16 protein-coding genes and 1 tRNA gene are annotated in these 18,443 nt (G+C 70.8%); 5 read left to right on the plus strand and 12 right to left on the minus strand.

Translation table 11 applies throughout. The annotated features are described in order from the left end of the window. Positions 1–15: 15 nt before the first annotated feature. The 5 genes from K415_RS0118915 to K415_RS0118935 all read right to left on the minus strand — a co-directional run bounded on the left by K415_RS0118915 (position 16) and on the right by K415_RS0118935 (position 5,445). Complete coding sequence (locus tag K415_RS0118915; protein ID WP_029664156.1) at positions 16–1,083, minus strand: glycosidase; 1,068 nt, start codon at positions 1,081–1,083, stop codon at positions 16–18. Beyond that, positions 1,083–1,979 carry a carbohydrate ABC transporter permease gene (locus K415_RS0118920; protein ID WP_081785106.1) on the minus strand — a complete coding sequence of 299 codons (897 nt, stop codon included), beginning with the start codon at positions 1,977–1,979 and terminating at the stop codon, positions 1,083–1,085. Before K415_RS0118920 ends, K415_RS0118915 begins: the two co-directional genes overlap by 1 nt. Position 1,980: 1 nt before the next feature. Beyond that, a complete protein-coding gene (locus K415_RS0118925; protein WP_231494936.1) occupies positions 1,981–2,823 on the minus strand; it encodes a carbohydrate ABC transporter permease in 843 nt (280 codons plus the stop codon). A gap of 149 nt (positions 2,824–2,972) precedes the next feature. Next, a complete protein-coding gene (locus K415_RS0118930; RefSeq protein WP_024288599.1) occupies positions 2,973–4,265 on the minus strand; it encodes an extracellular solute-binding protein in 1,293 nt (430 codons plus the stop codon). Between the two features lie 79 nt (positions 4,266–4,344). Then, positions 4,345–5,445 carry a LacI family DNA-binding transcriptional regulator gene (locus K415_RS0118935; RefSeq protein ID WP_024288600.1) on the minus strand — a complete coding sequence of 367 codons (1,101 nt, stop codon included), beginning with the start codon at positions 5,443–5,445 and terminating at the stop codon, positions 4,345–4,347. A gap of 47 nt (positions 5,446–5,492) precedes the next feature. On the opposite strand from K415_RS0118935, the gene K415_RS0118940 reads away from it, so the two are divergent. Further along, entirely contained in the window at positions 5,493–6,230 is a 738-nt protein-coding gene (locus K415_RS0118940; protein ID WP_155859529.1) for a hypothetical protein, read from the plus strand. A 59-nt stretch (positions 6,231–6,289) separates the two neighbouring features. Here K415_RS0118940 and K415_RS0118945 read toward each other — a convergent pair whose 3' ends face one another. Further along, entirely contained in the window at positions 6,290–6,616 is a 327-nt protein-coding gene (locus K415_RS0118945) for a hypothetical protein (protein WP_024288602.1), read from the minus strand. A 388-nt stretch (positions 6,617–7,004) separates the two neighbouring features. On the opposite strand from K415_RS0118945, the gene K415_RS0118950 reads away from it, so the two are divergent. The 3 genes from K415_RS0118950 (at position 7,005) to K415_RS0118960 (ending at position 9,268) form a co-directional block, all read left to right on the plus strand. Then, complete coding sequence (locus K415_RS0118950) at positions 7,005–7,814, plus strand: hypothetical protein (protein WP_051480671.1); 810 nt, start codon at positions 7,005–7,007, stop codon at positions 7,812–7,814. Positions 7,815–8,261: 447 nt separating this feature from the next. Next, positions 8,262–8,489, plus strand: a complete 228-nt coding sequence (locus tag K415_RS0118955) for a hypothetical protein (RefSeq protein WP_024288604.1) — start codon at positions 8,262–8,264, stop codon at positions 8,487–8,489. 68 nt (positions 8,490–8,557) lie between these two features. Next, positions 8,558–9,268, plus strand: coding sequence for a hypothetical protein (locus tag K415_RS0118960; protein WP_155859530.1), 711 nt, complete (start codon positions 8,558–8,560; stop codon positions 9,266–9,268). A gap of 318 nt (positions 9,269–9,586) precedes the next feature. Here the strand turns inward: K415_RS0118960 and K415_RS0118965 are convergent, their stop codons facing one another. From K415_RS0118965 to K415_RS0118975, 3 genes are all read right to left on the minus strand, one after another. Continuing rightward, entirely contained in the window at positions 9,587–9,841 is a 255-nt protein-coding gene (locus K415_RS0118965) for a hypothetical protein (protein WP_024288606.1), read from the minus strand. Between the two features lie 101 nt (positions 9,842–9,942). Continuing rightward, a complete protein-coding gene (locus K415_RS22215) occupies positions 9,943–10,188 on the minus strand; it encodes a hypothetical protein (RefSeq protein WP_034661421.1) in 246 nt (81 codons plus the stop codon). A 744-nt stretch (positions 10,189–10,932) separates the two neighbouring features. Beyond that, positions 10,933–11,015, minus strand: a tRNA-Leu gene (locus K415_RS0118975). Positions 11,016–11,152: 137 nt separating this feature from the next. Between K415_RS0118975 and K415_RS0118980 the strand changes: the two genes are divergently transcribed. Continuing rightward, entirely contained in the window at positions 11,153–12,409 is a 1,257-nt protein-coding gene (locus K415_RS0118980) for an AI-2E family transporter (RefSeq protein WP_024288608.1), read from the plus strand. A gap of 34 nt (positions 12,410–12,443) precedes the next feature. Here K415_RS0118980 and K415_RS0118985 read toward each other — a convergent pair whose 3' ends face one another. The 3 genes from K415_RS0118985 to K415_RS23090 are packed head-to-tail and all read right to left on the minus strand — an operon-like array spanning position 12,444 to position 18,398. Beyond that, a complete protein-coding gene (locus tag K415_RS0118985) occupies positions 12,444–15,845 on the minus strand; it encodes an error-prone DNA polymerase (protein WP_024288609.1) in 3,402 nt (1,133 codons plus the stop codon). Further along, positions 15,838–17,463 (minus strand): DNA polymerase Y family protein, encoded by a 1,626-nt coding sequence (locus K415_RS0118990; protein ID WP_034663530.1) that lies wholly within the window; start codon positions 17,461–17,463, stop codon positions 15,838–15,840. The genes K415_RS0118985 and K415_RS0118990 overlap by 8 nt, the downstream gene beginning before the upstream one ends. Beyond that, the gene (locus tag K415_RS23090) at positions 17,460–18,398 is read right to left on the minus strand and encodes a hypothetical protein (RefSeq protein WP_024288611.1); all 939 of its coding nucleotides are present in this window, start codon (positions 18,396–18,398) and stop codon (positions 17,460–17,462) included. The genes K415_RS0118990 and K415_RS23090 overlap by 4 nt, the downstream gene beginning before the upstream one ends. Positions 18,399–18,443: the final 45 nt, after the last annotated feature.

The following is an 18,443-nucleotide window of genomic DNA, read 5'->3' on the forward strand; positions in this document are numbered from 1 at the left end:
ACCGCGGGCCCGCCGTCACTGCGCGGGCACCCGGTCGAGGCGCGCGACGCCGATCTTCGCGTCCGCCATGCCGTAGAAGACGAAGACCGTGCCGTCGACCTCCTCGATCGCCGTCGGGAAGACCACGTTGCCCACCGTGCCGACGAGCTCGTCGTCCGTCTCGGGGGCCAGCAGCGGCTCGGCCGTCCGGGCGATGACGCGCGACGGGTCGTCGGCGTCGAGGATCATCGCGCCGGCCGCGTAGCGGACCTTGTTGCCGGTCGACCACGGGTCGGTGATCTCGCCGGAGACGCCGTGGTGGATGAGCAGCCACCCCTCGGGTACGCGGATCGGTGCGGGGCCGGCGCCGACCTTCAGCAGCTCGAACGGGAACTCGGGCAGTGCGAGCAACCGGCTGTCGTGCTGGTGGACCAGGGCGGCCACGTCCTGCTGCACCTGCTCGGCCGGCGCGTAGGAGATCCACATCCCCGGCCGGTCGTCGGTGATCCCGGCCGGGACGTGGAACCCCTCCCCCGGCCGGATCCAGCCGATGTCCCACGTCGGGCGGTGGATCATCGCGTAGCAGGGCACGCCGCCCGGCCCGGGCACGACCTCGGGGAAGACGACGATGTCCTTGTTCGAGCAGAGGTTCAGATCGGCGTCGAGCTCTTCCTGGTACTCGAAGTGGATCGGGCCGAGGCGTCGCCAGGTCCGCAGGTCCGCTGAGACCGCGAGTGCCGATCGCGGGCCGAGCGGGCCGAAGGCCACGTACGTCATGACGTGCAGCCCGAGGGTCGGGACCCAGGTGACGCGGGGGTCCTCCGTGCCGGAGTGGTCCAGGGCGCGTTCCCAGCCTGCGTCGGGCGCCAGGACGACGCCCTCCCGCTCGACGCCGATCGGGACCCCGTCCGCCAGGACGACCTTGGCCATCCCGACCCGCGAGACGTTGCCCTCGGCGACCAGCCGGGGCAGCAGGTACAGCTGACCGTCCGGTGTCCGCCCGGAGGCAGGGTTGAGGACGCCCTCGACCTCGAGCGGGTTGCCCGGTTCGGGCACCATGATCGTGTGAAGGCGCGTGAGTGTGTACGGGACTGTCGAGTTCATCAACCCTTGACTCCTGATCCGAGATCTGTCGATGTGAAGTGACGCTGGAAGAAGACGAACAGGACCACCGCCGGCAGGGCCAGGACGACGGCGCCTGCGAGCGCCACCCCGAAGGGGTTGTCCTGGGCCGCGGCCGCGTTGTCGGTGTAGTTCGCCAGTGAGACGGCGAGCGGCTGCATGGTCTGCTGCTTGGTGACGAGGAACGGCCACAGGAACTCGTTCCACGGACCGATGAACGTCAGCAGGGTCGCGGTCAGCAGTGCGGGCCGGACGAGCGGGAGAGCAACCGACCACAGGACGCGGAACTCGCCCGCGCCGTCGATGCGGGCGGCGTTGAACAGGTCCTTCGGGACCTGGAGGAAGTACGCCCGGAAGATCAGGACGGCCGTCGAGTTGATCGCGAACGGAAGGATCATCCCGAGGTAGGAGTCGGACAGACCGAAGTTGCGCACCGTCATGACGTAGAGCGGAACCATGAGGAGCTGGAAGGGCACGGTCTGCACGAGCAGCATCAGGGCGAAGAGCGTGCCCCTGCCCCGGTACCTGAGTGTCGCCAGGGCGTAGCCGGCGATGACGCCGAACAGCATCGTGCACACGAGCACGCCACCGGTGAAGATCGCCGAGTTGATCAGCGACCGCCCGAGGTTGATCGCACCGTTGATCGCGTCGTAGTTGGCGAACGAGAGGTTCGACGGCCACGGGATCAAGCCGCCCAGGGTCGCATCCTTCGTCGTCTGGAAGGACGCGACGAGCATGTAGTAGAAGGGGAAGAGGAACCCGAAGGCTCCGATGACGAGGCACGTGATCTTCGCGATCCGCACCCACAGCGGGATCTTGATCGCCGTCGCCGTCGTCCGTGCCGCGGTGGTGACGCCGGTGCTCGCGGTGGTGGTCATGTCAGTCCTCCTCCGTCATGCGGCGTGAGATCCACGCCAGCAGCAGGACGCCGATGACGAGGAAGATGCCGATCGCCGAGGCGCGGTCGGGGTGGTTCTGCTGGATGGCCTGCTGGTAGATCAGCAGGACCGGGGTGGTCGACGCCCCGTTCGGGCCGCCGCCGTTGGTCAGCAGGTAGGGCTCGGTGAAGAGGTTCGCACCGGTGATGATCGCCAGCATCGCCACGAGGGACGTCGCGGGCAGCACCCCCGGCCAGGTCACGGCCCGGAACGACTGCCACCAGTTGGCGCCGTCGGTCTTGGCTGCCTCGTAGAGCTCCTTCGAGACGTTCTGCAGTGCGGCGAGGTAGAGCAGGATGAAGAAGCCGAGCTGCTTCCAGGTGACGTACAGCGCGATCATCGGCATCGCCCACGTCGAGTTGGTGAGCCATGACGGGTCGGGAGCCAGGTCACCCAGCAGGCTGTTGACGACGCCGTTCTCGCTGAACATGAAGAGCCACACGGTCACTGTCGCGACCGAGGCGGTCACGTACGGGACGTAGTAGGCGACCCGGAAGAAGGTCACGCCCTTGATCGCCGAGTTGAGCGCGGTCGCGAGCAGCAGGGCCAGCGCGATCGTGAGCGGGACGTTGATGACCAGGAAGATGCCGACGTGCTTGAACGATGCGATCACGTCGGGGTCCTGCAGGACGCGGGCGAAGTTGTCGAAGCCCACGAACGGTCGGTCCACCTGCGCGTTCGGCGCAGCGAACGAGTACTTGTGGAACGCGATCCAGGCGCCGAGGCCGAGCGGATAGACGAACACCGCGACGAGGAACAGCGCGTACGGGGCGGACAGCAGCATGCCGATCGGGTCCCGACCGGCGAAGCGACTGAGGAGGGACGTGCGGGACGTGCGGGACGTGCGGGACGCCGATCGCGCCCGTGAGGTCGGCGGAACCGACCCCACGGGCGGCGCGGACGCCGTGGGCGACGCGCTCATCGTCGTATCCCTCAGTCGGTCGCGAGGGAGTTGATCTCGTCGGCCGCGGCCTGCATCGTCTCCGTCGGGTCGCCCGTGCCGAAGATGATCGCGCTGCTCCACGCATCACGGAAGGTCTGCCAGATCTCCGTCGAGTTCAGCGTGTTGGGCACAGCCACGGTGTGCTGGGCCTGGGCCGCCCAGGAGGCGAACGCCGGGTTGGCGTCGAAGAACTCGGCGTACGCGGTCGCGACGTCGGCGCGCAGCGGGATCTGGCCGGTCATCTCGAGGAACAGACCGTCCTGCTCCTCACTGGTGGAGTACTTGAGGAACTCCCACGCGGTGCCCTGGTTCTCGCACGCGGTGTACATGCCGATGTTCTTGGCGTCGTCGAACGTGTACGTGTCCTCCGGGGACGTGCCCTCGGACGTCGGGACCGGAACGGTCCCCCAGTCGACCTTGCCCTCGTACGAGGCGACAGCCCACGGACCGGCGATGGCCATGGCCGCGACGCCGTCGGTGAACGAGTCACCGGTGTAGGGCTCCTGGCCGGCGAGCTTCTCGGTGTACATCGTCTGCCAGAACTCCATCGTCGCCAGGCCGGCCTCGTTCATGAACGTGGCCTCGCCGTCCTCGATGAGCTGGTTGCCCTGGCTCTCCGCAGCGAAGATCGGGTAGAAGTCGAACCAGGACTGGTAGAACTCGCTCGACGGTGCCGGGTAGATCCCGTAGTCCGCCGCCCCCGAGTCGACGATCGCCTTCGAGGTGCTGATGAAGTCGTCGAAGGTCGCGAGCTCCGGGTTCTCCGGGTCGAGCCCGGCCTCGGCGAAGACCGCCTTGTTGTAGAAGACGACCACCGGGTTGGCCTTCCAGGGGAGCTGGTAGTAGCCACCGTCGGACGACGTGAACTGCGTGGCGCTGTCACCGGAACGAGTCTCGATGTAGCTCGCACCGTCCTCGAACTGCGCGAGGTCGACCAGGCCACCCTGCGCCTGGAAGTCGGCGACTGCTGCCGGGGCGGTGTTGTAGATGAGGCAGGGGGCGTTGCCGGCCGCAATGGCCGCACCGATGACCTCTTCGGAGGACTTGCCGGCCGGGATCTCCTCGGCCGTGACCTTCTCATCAGGGTTCTCGGTGTTCCACGCGGCGACGACCTGCTCCCCCCACGCCACCTCCTGCTCGTTGTTGGAGTACCAGATGGTGATCGGGCCGGTGGCGGACAGTGCTCCGTCCTCACCTGCCGGCTCGTCGGCGCCACCGCTGCACGCGGTGAGCGTCAGGGTCGCGGCCAGGCCGACGACCAGGTATCCGAGTGGGCGCTTCATTGCGTTCCTGCCTTTGCCTTGTGGTGCTCGGGACTCTTGTGTGAGGGCTTGTGCTCCACGGGAACGGATCCCGCAGGTTCTAGGGCGCCACCGTCGTCGGGGCCGCCGTGGTCGGCGCCACGGTCGTCGACCCGCGGACGACGAGCTCGGCCGGCCCGACGGTGGCCGTCTCGACCCGCTGGCCGTCGTGGACGAGGTCGAGCAGGGTGCGCGCGGTCAGCCGACCCCACGCGACAGGGTCGGTGCGGATCGTCGTGAGCGCGGGATGGACGTAGGCCGCGAGCTCCGAGTCGTCGAAGCCGATCACGGACAGGTCGCGGGGCAGGCTCAACCCCAGCGCCTGCGCGACGACCATCCCGGCGACAGCCATCGAGTCGTTCGCGTAGACGATGGCGGTCGGCCGCTCGTCCGCCGGACGCTCGAGCATCGACCGGGTCGCCTCGGCGCCACCGGCAGCGGTGAAGTCCGCCTCGGCGAACAGGTTCGGCTCGAGCCCGTGGTCACGCAGGGCCGTCTCCCACGACTGCTTGCGCTGGTCGGCGTGCAGGTAGATCGACGGACCGCCGACGTGCGCGATGCGGCGGTGCCCGAGACCGATCAGGTGCTCGACGCCGGCGACCACGCCCGCCAGGTCGTCGTTGCACACGGCGATGAACGGCGAGGGGACGTCGGGCTTGTTCAGGGTGACCGCGGGCAGCCCGAGCTCGGCGAGCAGCGGGATCCGGGAGTCGTTGCAGCGCAGGTCGGCGACGATCACGCCGTCCACCCGGCGCGCGGTGGCCAGGTTCCGGTAGACGGCTTCCTCTGCCTCCACGCTCTCGACGAAGCGCAGGAGCACGGCGGCGTCGGTGCCGGCGATCCCGAGCTCCACCCCGGCGATGAACGGTGCGAAGAACGGGTCGGAGCGCAGGGTGTCCGGTGTCCGGGCCAGCACCAGGCCGATGGCGTTCGCCCGTGAGATCGACAGCGACCGCGCGAGCATGCTCGGCTGCCAGCCGAGCTCTGCCATGGCGGCGAGGACCCGCACCCGGGTCTTGGCAGCCACACCCGGTCGGTCGTTGAGCACGAACGACACGGTTCCCTTCGAGGTCCCGGCCAGTGCGGCGACGTCGGAGATGGTCGGGCGGCGACCGGGTCCAGAGCCCTTGCTCGAGGCGACGACCGGCGGGCTCTGGGGCACGGTGGCCTTTCTCGGGCTGTGCGGACCGGCAGTGTGTCGCGGCGTCTGTGACGCGCCTTCAAACCGGTTCAGAACACAAACTAAACCGGTTTGACCCTTGTGCTGTCAAGCGCTGGGCCCCTGTCGAGTGCCGACCCCGTGTCGAAGGCCGGCCCCGCACCGCAGGGAGCAGGTCACCGGCAACCGGCGGCCGCACCGGTACAGCCTGGTGGGCGCTGGTCGGCACCCTCGCCCTCGGCATCGCCGCGATCATCGCCGCGGCCGCCCTGGTCGGCGCGTCCGAGGCGGAGTCCTTCGCCTGGTCAGTGGTCGGCCAGGACGAGCGCACGAACGACGTCGTGCGGGCCACGGTCCACCTTCGGCGTGCGACCTTCCTCCCGCTGGTGACAGTCGTCTCGGCGATCCTGGCCGCGCTGTGCGGGCTCGGCCTGGTCCAGGCGCGCCTGGACGCCCGCCCGACCGCCGGGGCCTGTCGGACGCTGCCGCTGCTGTCCCTCGGGGCGGCCGCGCTCACCCTCGTCGTCCTGCCGAGCCTCGTCGGGAACGCCTGGGCGAACGACCACTACGGCTCCGGTCACCCGCTGGTGACCCTCGCCGAGGGTTGGCCCGTGCTCGTGGCAGTGGTGGGCATCGCCGTGATGCTGGTGCTCGCCCTGCGGCCGGGAGCCGCCGGTCGCGCCCGCAAGGACGCGACGCGGGCCCGCGAGGATGCGCGCCGACGGACCGTGAGCCGTCGCCAGGAGGTCCTCGCGCGCGCCGCGCAGCGGGCACGACGCACGGACTGACCAGCACCGCGGGCACGGCGAAGGGGTGGACGCGCACGCGCCGACCGTGCAGCCGGCCGTCAGGCCTCGAACGCGTTGGCAGTCTCGAAGAGCTCCGCGAGCGTGCCGGGCCAGCGTTCCCACTGACCGTCGACGAACGGTCGCCCCTCGGGGTTGGTGAGCCGGGCGTACGTCTCGATCCGCACGAGCACCCGACGGATCGACAGGAGGGCCCCGGACCGGATCAGCTCGTACTCGGCGCTGCGAGCGACAGCCATCAGGCTCAACAGGCCGGTGTGGTCCTGGTCGGCCGTGTCCGCGATCCACGCGTCGAGCTCCCCCAGGTCGGCTGTCGACCTGGGGAGCGGCGGGATCGGGTACATGAGGATCAGATCGGCAGGGCGCACGGTTGGCTGAGGCGATCCGGCTGAGCAACCGGACATCGGGACGACCCGCCCGCAGCCCGCTACCGGCACAAAAGGCCGCGACCCGCATCTCTGCTGGTCACGGCCTTCATGCTCACTGTCTCAACGAGTGTCCGGAGGGGGACTTGAAGCGGCTGGACGGGTGATCCTGACCTGCGGAAACGCTAGCTTGTTCTAGTTTGTCTCACAGTTTGGGTGCATGTGGGTGCACCGGAGTGCACCTAGCGGACGGTTGGTGCACCCATGGGTGCACGGGTCGGCGACGGTCGACGGCCGTCTTCGCGATGCTCCAGGCAGGAGCCTCGAGCGGGTGACCTGGCGGCTGTAAGCCTCCCGGAGGGGACAGGGCAGCAACACGGGTAGGAGGTGGATGCCCACCACGAGCGCCGCGTTGATACTGGCTGGCATCCCAGGCGTGCGGTTCACCGCAGGGTCCGACATCCGGATACCGGCGGGAGCGCTTCGCGTCTCCATCGGCGAGGACGGCAAGCCGACGATGGATCCCATCGTCCCCCAGTTGCGCACGGACATGTGGCCGCACTGGCTCATCGAAGCGGTTGACGCAGTGCCTGCCGCCCGTAGCGCCGCCGACGAGGTCTCGAGGCTCGCTGCGGTTCCAGAACGAGACGAGGCTGCTCTCGATCTCGCGCTAGGTGCCGAGTTGCGGGCAACGATGCGCGCCATCACCGCCCCTGCGTTCGCGGTCGACTCGTTCTACTCGTCCGTCAAGGCGCGTTCGCCAGCCCATCCTCACGCAGAGGCGTGGCGCGCCCACCGAACACCGCGACACGCGCAGGTCTACGAGACGATTCGCTACAGTCTCAAGCTCAGGAACCCAGGCGCTCGCAAAGTCCGCGAGCGCATCAGGGAGCTCTTCCGGCTCCGAGACTGGGCTGTGCACCCCGGGTCGCAGTTCCGAGACCCGATCCTGCGGGCTGACGTCGATTCGGGCGTCGACTGGCACTTCATGGTCTTCCGCGCCGACAACGCCGTAGGAGCCGTCGCCAAGACCGTGAACATGATGGACATCCTCGTAGCGCGGATGCTTCGAGGCAGCGAAGAACTGAGACGGAGCCACGCCGGCGCCCGCAAGGCAATGACGCAGGTCCTTGAGGCATACGACCGGGCCCACCTACCCGCATTCGATAGGGCCGATGAGTCGGAGGCGAGCGGGTCCTAGGTACGCGGCACGACCCTCGGAGCGGTATGCCGCCATGCCACCCGCGGCCAGATCCGGGCGAGCGCGCCGCCCTCGGTGCGGCATGAGCGTGCAAGGGAGTGGCGACCAACCGCTCGCGCTTGTGTCTGAGGCATTCGATCGGGTGAGCGTCTGCGCCGTCGCAGGGGTGCGACCTGGCCGAAGTTGGGACCTCACGATGGCCCGGATCCGCGATCATGGAGCCGTTGCCAGCCGTACGCTCGGGTGGTCGATCCCAGGAAGGTGGCGCAGCTGATGCGACGGAAGTCCAAGGTCGTTCTCCCCGGCTTCGGCTTGGTGCTCCTCACGGGTTGCGGGCAAACAGCCGCAGAGGCTGCCCCGGAAACGGCGCCGCCGAGTCCACCGGTCGCCGACTCGGTAACGGCGACCGATGAGACACCTCAGTCGGACCCGTGCGCGGATCCGGCCGTGGCGACGCGGGTCGACGAAGCGCTGGCATCAGATTCTGAAGGCCCGCACAACAGCATCCTGGTCTCTCCGGAGGAGATGCTCGAGATGGGTCATACCGAGGCCGACGCTGCCGGACAGCTGGTGGAATGGGAGAAGCTGAGCTCCGAAGACGTCGCGTTCCAGCAGTGCCTACGCGCCCGGCAGGGCGATCCCCTGCTCGACCCGGTGCCGGGCCACGACGGGTGACTGACGCGCTCTCTCACACGTCACGCTCGATGTAGCGCCCGGGCGCACCGGTGAACAGGGGGATGCACATGGGGGCTGTCGGTCCGGGCGCACGGCGTCTGGCTGCAGTGCTCGGTCCTGCCCTGGTCGTCCTCGGCGTGGTCGCCTTCGCGGTCGGTCTGGTGCACTGGCTCGAACCGACGTGGGCCTCGACGAGCGAGGTCGCCGTGCCGATGCAGGTGAGCTCCTCGGACGGCCGTGGCGCCGACCTCAGGCTTGAGGTCGACCTCGCGCCGTACTCCGAGGTCTGGGTCAGCGGCGTACCGACCGGCGGGTTACCTGACCGCGACCACCGGTCGGAACCGCTCGGGATCGTCGTGCTCCACGCGCCCGAGGCTTCACTGACCGAACAGCTCCTCTCGCGAGCGGACCTCATGCTCCGTGGAGTCGCCCTGCTCGTCGCCGCGATCGCGCTGCGCCCTGTGCTTGTCTCCATCGCCGAGGGGGGCCCATTCCGGCCGGGGCACGAGCATCGGCTGCGCGTCGTGGCCGGCTGCGTGATCGCCGGGGGCTACCTCGCTCCGCTCCTGCCGTGGTGGGCGAGCGCGTCGGTACTGGCGCGGCTGGAGGGGGCGTACGGGCTCACGGCGACCCCAACGCACCACCTCGAGGCGTTCGTCGTGGCGGCGCTCGTCGTGCTCATCGGTGCTGTCGTACGTGCCAGCACACCTGACCCGCATGAGACAGCCGGACGGCAGGTCCGGAACTCCGACAGCATCGAGCGGGAGCCGGACGCCTAGCGTCTGGGTGCCGACCCGCGACATCGCCACCGTCTCCTGCTGTCGAGAGCCACCGCGTGGCAGGAGAGCCGGGCTCCTCGAAACTCGCCCACAAGACCAAGGCCGACGCGGCGCGCCATCCGCACATCGGCTACGCCGGACGGTCCAGCGCCTTCGCCACGCTCCGCCCCCTCCAGAATGCGGACACGGCCGGTTGGCAAGGATCGTGTCTGCTCCGCGTGTCAACGGTCGGTTCACGCCTCCCAGAGCCGATGCAAGACCCGCCGTCCGCCCTCCCCGTCGCTCGGATACGCGGGGGCTGGCGCGATCGGGGGCACGCTAGGTGGAGAGTGAGACGCTGAGGAGGTCGGCCGCAGCCGACTCCAGGGCGTCGACCTCGGTTTCGAAGTTGCGCAGGTAGGACCACGCTTCCCTCACGCGTGTGGCCTTGTCGACGCCTTGATCTCGCAGCGGTTCCATCATCTGGTCGGGAGCGGCGACGAAGAGGGCTTGAGCCCTCTTGAGAGGTTCCTGCAAGGGTCCGTTGCCGATCTCGAGGCGTGCCTGTCCGAAGGATGAGTGCAGGGCATCCACGACCTGCGCAGTTCCCGACCCGAGTCGGTGTCGAGGAAGGCGGTGAGTGTCAACGACGCCTGAAAGTGAACCCCGGATCGTCGGGACCAGGGGGTCAGTCTTCAGCCGTCGTCGACAGTGAGATTGTCCGTATCGAACGTTGCCCATCCGGGAGCCAGGACCAACTGCATGTCCGCCCATCTCCTCGCGTTGCGAATCAAGTCGCTCAGAAGCGAGCGAGCGCGGTCCCGTGCGGAGTCCCGGCGTGCGCGCTCGGCGTCACGCGCTGAGAGCGCGTGGCCGAGCCAGACGCCGCCAAGTCCTGTCGCACCGACGAGCACTGAGCTGAGCACGTTCGTGATGTCCACGTCCCCACCATCCGGCCCCGCTGGCAGGTCGCCTGCGGCGACACGCCGTGCTTCCCGCGCGTCCAGCTCTTCGCCGCTCCAAGAGTCGTCCGGCTGGAGAGTTCTCTTCCAGCGCGCGCGTGCCCGCCGCGGCGGGCATACGACCACTGACGTTGGGCTGTCGAGTTGGCCCCGTCGTTGGATCGCCCGAGCCCGCGGCGACCGCTGTAGACGCCGCCCAGCAGCACGGGTAGTCGGCGCTCTGGGGGCGGAATCTCTCGCGGCTCGAAGCGCTGGCGCAGCCCGGGGCGGGGATGGACTCAGCTGACGGCAGCCTCTGGTCCGGACCGCTTCCGCATCTCGCCCCGCTTGCCGGGCCTCAGCGATCGCGCCTCGACCTCCTCTCGTGAGAGGGCGGGCAGGATGGCTGCCTTCACGGCGTTCAAGGAGTTCGCCATTGCCTGGGCCAGCGCCAGTGGGCGGTTGCCCAACTCCTCTGACTCCACGGCGGGGGTCGACTCGCCCGTGAAGACACCCACGCACGACCTGCTCCGCGTGTCTTGCAGAGGCCCTGGGAGTCGGGGACGTGTCGGCTGTTCGCTGCGTGACGCCCCTCGTAGGCGTGTCCGGAGGGGGAAGCAACAGGCCTCCCAACCCCCATCCGGACACACGGTGCACCCATGGGTGCACCGTGTGTCCCGCCACGACAAAGCCCCCAACCGCGTTTCCGCAGATCAGGGGCAGTATCGTCGCTGTCTCAACGAGTGTCCGGAGGGGGACTTGAACCCCCACGCCCGTTAGGGCACTAGCACCTCAAGCTAGCGCGTCTGCCATTTCGCCACCCGGACAGGGTGCGTCGAGCGGGCCCTGGAGCCCCTCGAGCGCGGGAGCCAAGATAGCACGGAGCGGCGCCGCGCCAGGACTCGCCGACTGCGGCACACTGACCACCGACGGCGCGACAGGCGCCCTGCGACGAGGAGCACCGATGTCCGACCGCGACGAGACGGGGGCGATCGAGACCGAGCGGCCCAAGGCGTCGGTCCGCCACCTGGCCGGGGCCGGTCCCGCCGCCAAGAAGGTGGCCGGTGCCCGGCGCAACCCCTCGGCCGTCGGCTACGAGGAGGCCACACCGCAGTGGCTGCGGGTCGTCGCCGGCTGGTCCTGGCGGATGCTCGTCATCGTCGCGGCCGTCGCGCTGGTGTTCTGGGCGACGACCCGGGTGCTGCTGCTGTTCATCGCGGTGTTCCTCGCCCTGGTCTTCACCGCCGTGCTGCGGCCGGTCGTCAACGCGCTCAACCGGGTCATGCCGCGCGCGCTGGCGACCGCCCTGTCGATCGTGCTGTCCATCGCGGTGATCGCCGGTCTGTTCACGTACATCGGCCTGTCGGTCGCCGGCCAGTGGGAGTCGCTGGGCCACCAGTTCAACGACGGCATCACCGCGCTCCTGCAGCTCCTCGAGGACAGCCCGCTGCACCTGACCGTCACCAACGCGGACGTCCAGGGCTGGCTGCAGCAGGCCCAGGAATGGATCTCCGCCAACAGCAGCACGATCGCCAGCCAAGCCCTGATCAGCGCCGGATCGGTGGCCCAGGTCTTCACGGCGCTGGCCCTGGCCACCTTCCACACGGTCTTCTTCCTGACCCGCGGGACGGAGATGTGGACCTGGTTCCTCAACCAGCTGCCGATGCGCATGCGTACGTCCTGGCACACCGGGGGCGGCATCGCCTGGTACACCTTCTCCGGCTACACGCGGGGCACGTTCATCGTGGCGGCGGCCGATGGCGTGCTGGCCGCGATCATCCTGCTCATCCTTCAGGTGCCTCTGGCGGCACCCCTCTCCGTGCTGGTCTTCATCGGCGCCTTCATCCCGCTCATCGGTGCACCGCTGGCGATGGTCGTCGCGATGGTGGTCGCACTCGCGGCGAACGGGCCGATCACGGCCGTCCTCGTGGGCGTCGGCATCGCCCTCGTCGGTCAGTTCGAGGGACACATCCTGACGCCGCTGGTGATGGGCAAGCAGGTGTCGCTGCACCCCGTGGCGGTCGCCATCTCGGTGACCGCGGGCACGCTCGTGGCCGGCATCCTCGGTGCGGTGATCTCGGTGCCGATCGTCGCGGTGGCGTGGGCGGTGTTCGCCAGGTTGCGTCGCATCGACCCACCGACCGACTTCTCCGACGAGCTGCTCGACCAGGACGAGGGCGACGAGGGCGACGAGGGCGACGAGGGCGACGAGAAGTCCTGAGACCGGGTCGACCGGCGGTCGGTACGCGGCGGCGTCACTGGAAGTCGCGTGAGGTGCTGGGGATCCGCAGCGACAACGGTGCCAGATGCTCGGCCAGCAGGTTCGTCGCTCCGTCGGCCCGTTCGAGCCGCCCGCGCACGACGAGGGCCGCCGAGGTCCGCGCCACCCTGCGGAACCGTTGCCACAGCCCCGCGGTGCAGATGACGTTGAGCAGACCGGTCTCGTCCTCGATGGACAGGAAGGTCACCCCGCCGGCAGTACCGGGACGCTGGCGGTGGGTCACGACACCGGCGACGGCGACGCGGCGTCCCGCCTCGTGCTCCATGGCGGCGCCGACGGTGATCACCCCGGCCGCGACCAGGCCGTCGCGCACGTACTGGGTCGGGTAGGACTCCACCGAGACGCCCGTCGCCCAGACGTCGGCCATCGCGAGCTCGACCTCGCTCATCCCGGGCAGCTGCGGCGCCTCGACCCCGACGCTGACGCCGGGCAAGGTGTCCGGACCCTCCTGCGCCAGCGCGCCGGCGGCCCACAACCCTTCGCGTCGGTCCACCCCCAACGGCTCGAGAGCGCCTGCCGTGGCCAGGGCCTCGAGCTGGGTGGTGCGCAGGCGGACCCGTCGGACGAGGCCGGACAGACCGCGGAAGGGTCCGTGCTCGGTGCGCTCGGCGACCAGCAGCTCGGCGACCGGCTCCCCCACGCCCCGGACGGCCGCAAGACCGAGCCGGACCGCGAGCGCGCCGTCGAGGCGTTCGAGACCTGCCTGCACACCCGAGGCCTGCACGTCGGGCCGCAGGACGACCACACCGTGGCGACGCGCGTCGGCGACCAGGGACTGCGGTGAGTAGAAACCCATCGGCTGGGCCGCGAGCAGCCCGGCGTAGAAGGCCGCCGGATGGTGCACCTTGAGCCAGGAGCTGGCGTAGACGAGGTAGGCGAAGGAGTAGGCGTGCGACTCCGGGAACCCGAAGTCGGCGAAGGCCTTGAGCTTGTCGAAGATCTGCACGCCCACCTCCCGGGTCACCCCGCGGTCAGCCATCCCTGACACGAGTCGCTCGCGCAGGGCCTCCATCCGCTCGACCGAGCGTTTGGACCCCATGGCACGTCGCAGCTGGTCCGCCTCGGCCCCGGTGAACCCGGCGACGTCGATCGCCATCTGCATGAGCTGCTCCTGGAACAGCGGGACACCCTTGGTCTTGGCGAGGGACTTCTCCAGCAGCGGGTGCAGGTAGGTCACCTCCTCACGCCCGCGCACCCGGTTGATGTAGGGGTGGACCGAACCCCCCTGGATGGGGCCGGGGCGGATCAGGGCGACCTCGATCACGATGTCGTAGAAGCAGCGCGGCTGCAGCCGAGGCAGGGTGGCCATCTGGGCCCTCGACTCGACCTGGAAGACCCCGACGGTGTCCGCCGCGCACAGCAGGTCGTAGACCGCCGGGTCCTCCTGAGGCAGCGAGTGCAGCCCGACCTCGAGGCCCTCGTGCTCGGCGATCAGCCCGAAGGCGATCCGCAGCGCGGTGAGCATGCCCAGCCCGAGCAGGTCGAACTTGACCAGCCCGGCGTCGGCGCAGTCGTCCTTGTCCCACTGCAGCACCGTGCGACCGGGCATCCGGGCCCACTCGACCGGGCAGACCTCGATCACCGGTCGGTCGCACATCACCATCCCGCCGGAGTGGATGCCCAGGTGGCGCGGCAGCCGGAGGAACCGCTCGGCCAGGTCGATCACGGGCTCGGGGATCTCGGCCAGCGCGGCAGCCGACGGCGGGCGGTGCGTCGGGACGACGTCGTGCCGGTCGTCGCTCACCGTTCCCGGGCCGGCGTGGTCGACGTGCGGGCGGTCCGGTCGCCCGGTGGACCCCGGTGGTACAGCGGGCCCGGGCCCGGCGAGCGGGCCCACCGGGCCGGCGCGCTCCACCGTCCACCACGGACTGCTGTGCTCAGGTCCGCGCAACGAGCCCCACCGTTCGATGCCCTTGCTCCAGGCGTCCTGCTGCCCGACGTCGTAGCCGAGCGCCTTGGCCGCGTCGCGCACCGCCGAACGCGGCCGGTAGGAGATGACGTTGGCGACCTGGGCGGCATGCCGACGACCGAACCGTTCGTAGACGTACTGGATCACCTCCTCACGTCGCACCGACTCGATGTCCACGTCGATGTCCGGTGGCCCGTCGCGTTCGGGCGCGAGGAAGCGCTCGAAGAGCAGACCGTGCCGGACGGCGTCCACGGCCGTGACGCCCAACGCGTAGCAGACAGCGGAGTTGGCTGCCGAGCCGCGGCCCTGGCACAGGATCCCCCGCTCGCGGCAGAAGGTGACCAGGTCGTGGACGATCAGGAAGTACCCAGGGAACCCGAGCTGCTCGATGACCGCGAGCTCGTGGGCGATCTGCGCGTAGGCACCCGGGACGCGCTCGGCACCGGGCAGCCCGTAACGGTCGATCGCGCCACGGCGGACCAGCTCACGCAGCCAGCTCGCCTCATCGTGCCCGGGCGGCACCGGGTACGGCGGGAGCCGGGGCGCGACGAGCGCGAGGTCGAAGGCGCACTCGGCTGCGAGCTCCGCTGCGGTGCGCACCGCCTGGGGGTGGCGGCGATGGCGGGCGGTCATCTCGGCAGGCGAGCGCAGGTGCGCGCCCGGGCCGCCGGGCAGCCAACCGTCGATGTCCTCAAGGCTGGACCGCGCCCGGACAGCGGCGAGCGCCCCGGCGAGGTCCGCGTCCGCCGGGCCCGCGTAGTGCACGTTGCCGGTCGCGACGAGCGGCAGACCGGCACGTCGGGCGAGCTCGGCGAGCGCATCGCACCGCTCGGAGTCCCATGGATCACCCGTGTCGGTGATCTCGACGGCAACGTTCTGGGCGCCGAACAGCGCGGTCAGCCGGTCGAGCTCGGTCCGCGCCGCCGCCAGGTCGACGACGCCGGACGGACCCGGGCCGAGGGCACGACGCACGGCACCCTTGCGGCAGCCGGTCAGCACGAGCCACTGACCGTCCGCGGCGGCAGCGAGCTCCGGCAGGCGGTGGTCGGCGCGTCCCTTGGTGCCGGTAGCCAGGTGCGCCTCGGCGATCGCCCTGGACAGCGCCCGGTAGCCCTGCGACCCCCTGGCGAGCACGAGCAGGTGCGTCGCCCGCGGGTCGGGTGTCCCGGTCGGCTGGTCGAGCACACCGCCGGGGGCGGGCAGGTGCAGCTCGGCACCGAAGATCGTCGGCAGCCCGGCGGCACGGGCAGCCTGGGCGAAGCGCACCACGCCGTAGAGGCCGTCGTGGTCGGTCAGCGCCAGTCCGGACAGCCCGAGCCGGACAGCCTCGTGGACGAGCTCCTCCGGCTGGCTCGCCCCGTCGAGGAAGCTGAACGCGGAGTGGGCGTGCAGCTCGGCATAGCGAGGTACGGCACCCTGCGGTGCGGCATCGCGCGATGCGGCGTCCCGGCGCGCGTGGTCAGTCATACCGCGCCTCGACCGTCCAGACCCCACCCTCCAGCGACAGCAGCAGCGCCCGGCCGTCCTCGAGGGTCACCTGCAGGTAGACCTGCGAGCGCGCCCCCTGGCTCCACCAGCGCTGCACCAGGGGCCACGGACCGGCCCAGCCCTCGACCACCGCCTCGGTGGCGTCACGCCCCGACCAGTGCACGGACGCGGGCTCTGCGCTGAGCTCGAGCCGAGATCCGATCTGAACCGGCCTGCCCTCCGGGCCCCGGACCTGGACGACCTCCGGCACGACCAGCACGGTGGCGGGCGCCGGTGGCGGCAGCCGGCCGGGCCAGGGTGGTGCGGTCGGTCGGGCTGCGGGGGCATCCTCCCCCCACGGCACCAGGTGGACCTGGTCACGGACGTCACGGCCACCCTGCACCGCGACGGCGAGGACGGCATCGGCACCGATCAGGCCCTGGACCCGGTGCAGCGCCCGCTGGGCCCGCAGGTCCGCGCCGCTGGCGCTGCCCCAGAGCCGGCCCTGCTCCGCACCGACCGACACGACCTCCTCGGCCCGCAGCCCCAGCCGGACGAGCGGCGCAGGCGCCGGGTCGTCATCGCCCGAGCCACGGCCCGGGCGCCGGGAGGCGCCGGTGAGCCACCCCTCGAGCTGCCAGCGCACCCGATCGGTCATCCGGGCGGCCGACAGCCCGCCGAGCACGGCGTCGGTGCGCCAGGTGCGCACGAGCTCATGACCGTCCTCGGTCCGTGCGGTGATCTGCAACCGCCCGCAGCCGGCCCCGCGGACGACCAGCTGGGTGTGCAGGTCCTCGGCCAGGCGCCGTGCGGCGAAGGCCGCCGCCTCGATCCGCTCGACCGGCGGGTCGAGGTCCTGCTCCACCGCGACGTCAGGCTCGAGCCGTCGCAGGGCCGTCGGGCGGTCGTCCTGACCGGAGGCGACCTGGTGCGCCCACGTCCCGAGCCTGCCGAACCGGGCCTGCACGTCCGAGCGGGGCAGCTGGGCGACCTGCCCGAGGGTGCGCAGCCCCAGCCGCCCGAGGAGGTCGACGAGGTCGGGGACCTGCGCCAGGATCTCGCCGGTGGCGACGTGCACGAGCTCACCGGCGGCCAGCGGGGCGAGGAACTGCGCTGCCTGCCCGGGCGGCACGATCCGCGCTGCGCGGGCGGCCAGGACAGCCGCTCCCGCCCCGTCGGCCACCCCTACCTGGGCCTCGTAGCCGGTCCGTTCGGCCACCTGCGCGACCAGGAGCTCAGCCAGGACCTGCTCGGACCCGTGGTAGCGCCCGGCCCCCTCGGCGGGCAGCAGGAGGAGTCCTGGGCGGGCCACCTCGATCCCCGCGACGACCGTCTCAGCAGCGGCTGCGACCGGTTCGAAGAGCCGGACGTCACGCCCGGGGTCGTCGGTCAGCAGGACGAGTCCCGGACAGCACTCCTGGGCATGCCGTCGGCGCATGCCCCGACGCACTCCCTGGCTCCTGGCCACGGCAGAGAGAGCGGTGACCCGTCGCCCGTCGTGCACCGCCGTCGGCTGGTGGTCCGGGACCTCCTGCGCTCTCATCGCGGCCAGCACCGGCCAGTCAGGGACCCAGAGCGCCGCGAGCCGCTGCGGTGCGGTCCCGCTCGCCGTCGTCATCCCGCTCGCCGGCCCTGCGGGACCGGCCACACCTCGTCCAGGACGACCGTCCGGCTGCGCTCGGGCCCCGCACCGTCGGCCGACCGGGTGGGTCCTGGCACCAGAGTCACCGGGACGTCGTCGCCCCACGGCCGCGGTCCGTCCGGCACTGTGACATCGACCCGGTGCCCCCGGGACGCCATCCCCCGGCCGCTGCGCTGCACGGTCAGCCGCCTGCTGCGCAACCGTCCGTACCCACGTCCCAGCCCTTCCCAGTGCGAGACCTCGGCCGTCAGCACCACGTGCGCACCGGGCCACGCCGTCATCGAGAGCAGCACCGCTGACCGCTCCCTCGCCCGCGCGCTCAGCCGGCGCCGGTCGGCGTCACCCAGCGCGACCTGGGGCCCGACGACGACGACGTCGACGCCGTCCAGCAGGGCCGCGACGACCGTCGGCCCGTCCGGGCCGGGCGCCGGGACCAGCACGACCCGGTCGAGATCGAGGCCCAACTGGTGCGCAGCGAGCACGCCGACCCCCGGCAGACCCACCAGCGCGACCCAGCTGCCGGCCGCTGATGCCTGCGACAGCAGGGCGAGCGCAAGGGAGGTCGAGCCGGCGACCACGACCGTGCTCCCCCTGGCCAGCGCCCCGGCGGGCAGCAGCCGGGCGAGCGGTGCAGGGACCGGCAGCAACCGCTCGGCGGCCTCGGGGTCCACCTCGACCGGGGTGGACGGCTCCACCTCCGGCAGGTACGGCGCGGGCATCGTCTGCGGCCCGGGCAGCATCTCTGCGGGAAGCCTGCGTGCCGGCCTGACCCACGGCCCCGTCCCGGTGCGCTCCTCCACCCTGGCCAGCGCAGCCCTGGCCAGCGCGGCCCTGGTGGCCGGTGTCGCCGGGCCTGTCGTGACCTGCCCGGCGAGCTCCTCGTCCGAGGTCGTCACGCTCACCACACCCATCACGCCTCCCGACATCTTCGAACACATGTTCGAGTATGCCAGTAC

Source organism: Cellulomonas sp. KRMCY2, from assembly GCF_000526515.1.
Classification (GTDB): domain Bacteria; phylum Actinomycetota; class Actinomycetes; order Actinomycetales; family Cellulomonadaceae; genus Actinotalea.

Coding starts and splice junctions, on each gene's coding strand:
- K415_RS0118915 (WP_029664156.1), bottom strand. CDS start 1,083: ATGAACTCGACAGTCCCGTACACACTCACGCGCCTTCACACGATCATG.
- K415_RS0118920 (WP_081785106.1), bottom strand. CDS start 1,979: ATGACCACCACCGCGAGCACCGGCGTCACCACCGCGGCACGGACGACG.
- K415_RS0118925 (WP_231494936.1), bottom strand. CDS start 2,823: ATGCTGCTGTCCGCCCCGTACGCGCTGTTCCTCGTCGCGGTGTTCGTC.
- K415_RS0118930 (WP_024288599.1), bottom strand. CDS start 4,265: ATGAAGCGCCCACTCGGATACCTGGTCGTCGGCCTGGCCGCGACCCTG.
- K415_RS0118950 (WP_051480671.1), top strand. CDS start 7,005: ATGCCCACCACGAGCGCCGCGTTGATACTGGCTGGCATCCCAGGCGTG.
- K415_RS0118960 (WP_155859530.1), top strand. CDS start 8,558: ATGGGGGCTGTCGGTCCGGGCGCACGGCGTCTGGCTGCAGTGCTCGGT.
- K415_RS0118980 (WP_024288608.1), top strand. CDS start 11,153: ATGTCCGACCGCGACGAGACGGGGGCGATCGAGACCGAGCGGCCCAAG.
- K415_RS0118985 (WP_024288609.1), bottom strand. CDS start 15,845: ATGACTGACCACGCGCGCCGGGACGCCGCATCGCGCGATGCCGCACCG.
- K415_RS0118990 (WP_034663530.1), bottom strand. CDS start 17,463: ATGACGACGGCGAGCGGGACCGCACCGCAGCGGCTCGCGGCGCTCTGG.
- K415_RS23090 (WP_024288611.1), bottom strand. CDS start 18,398: ATGGGTGTGGTGAGCGTGACGACCTCGGACGAGGAGCTCGCCGGGCAG.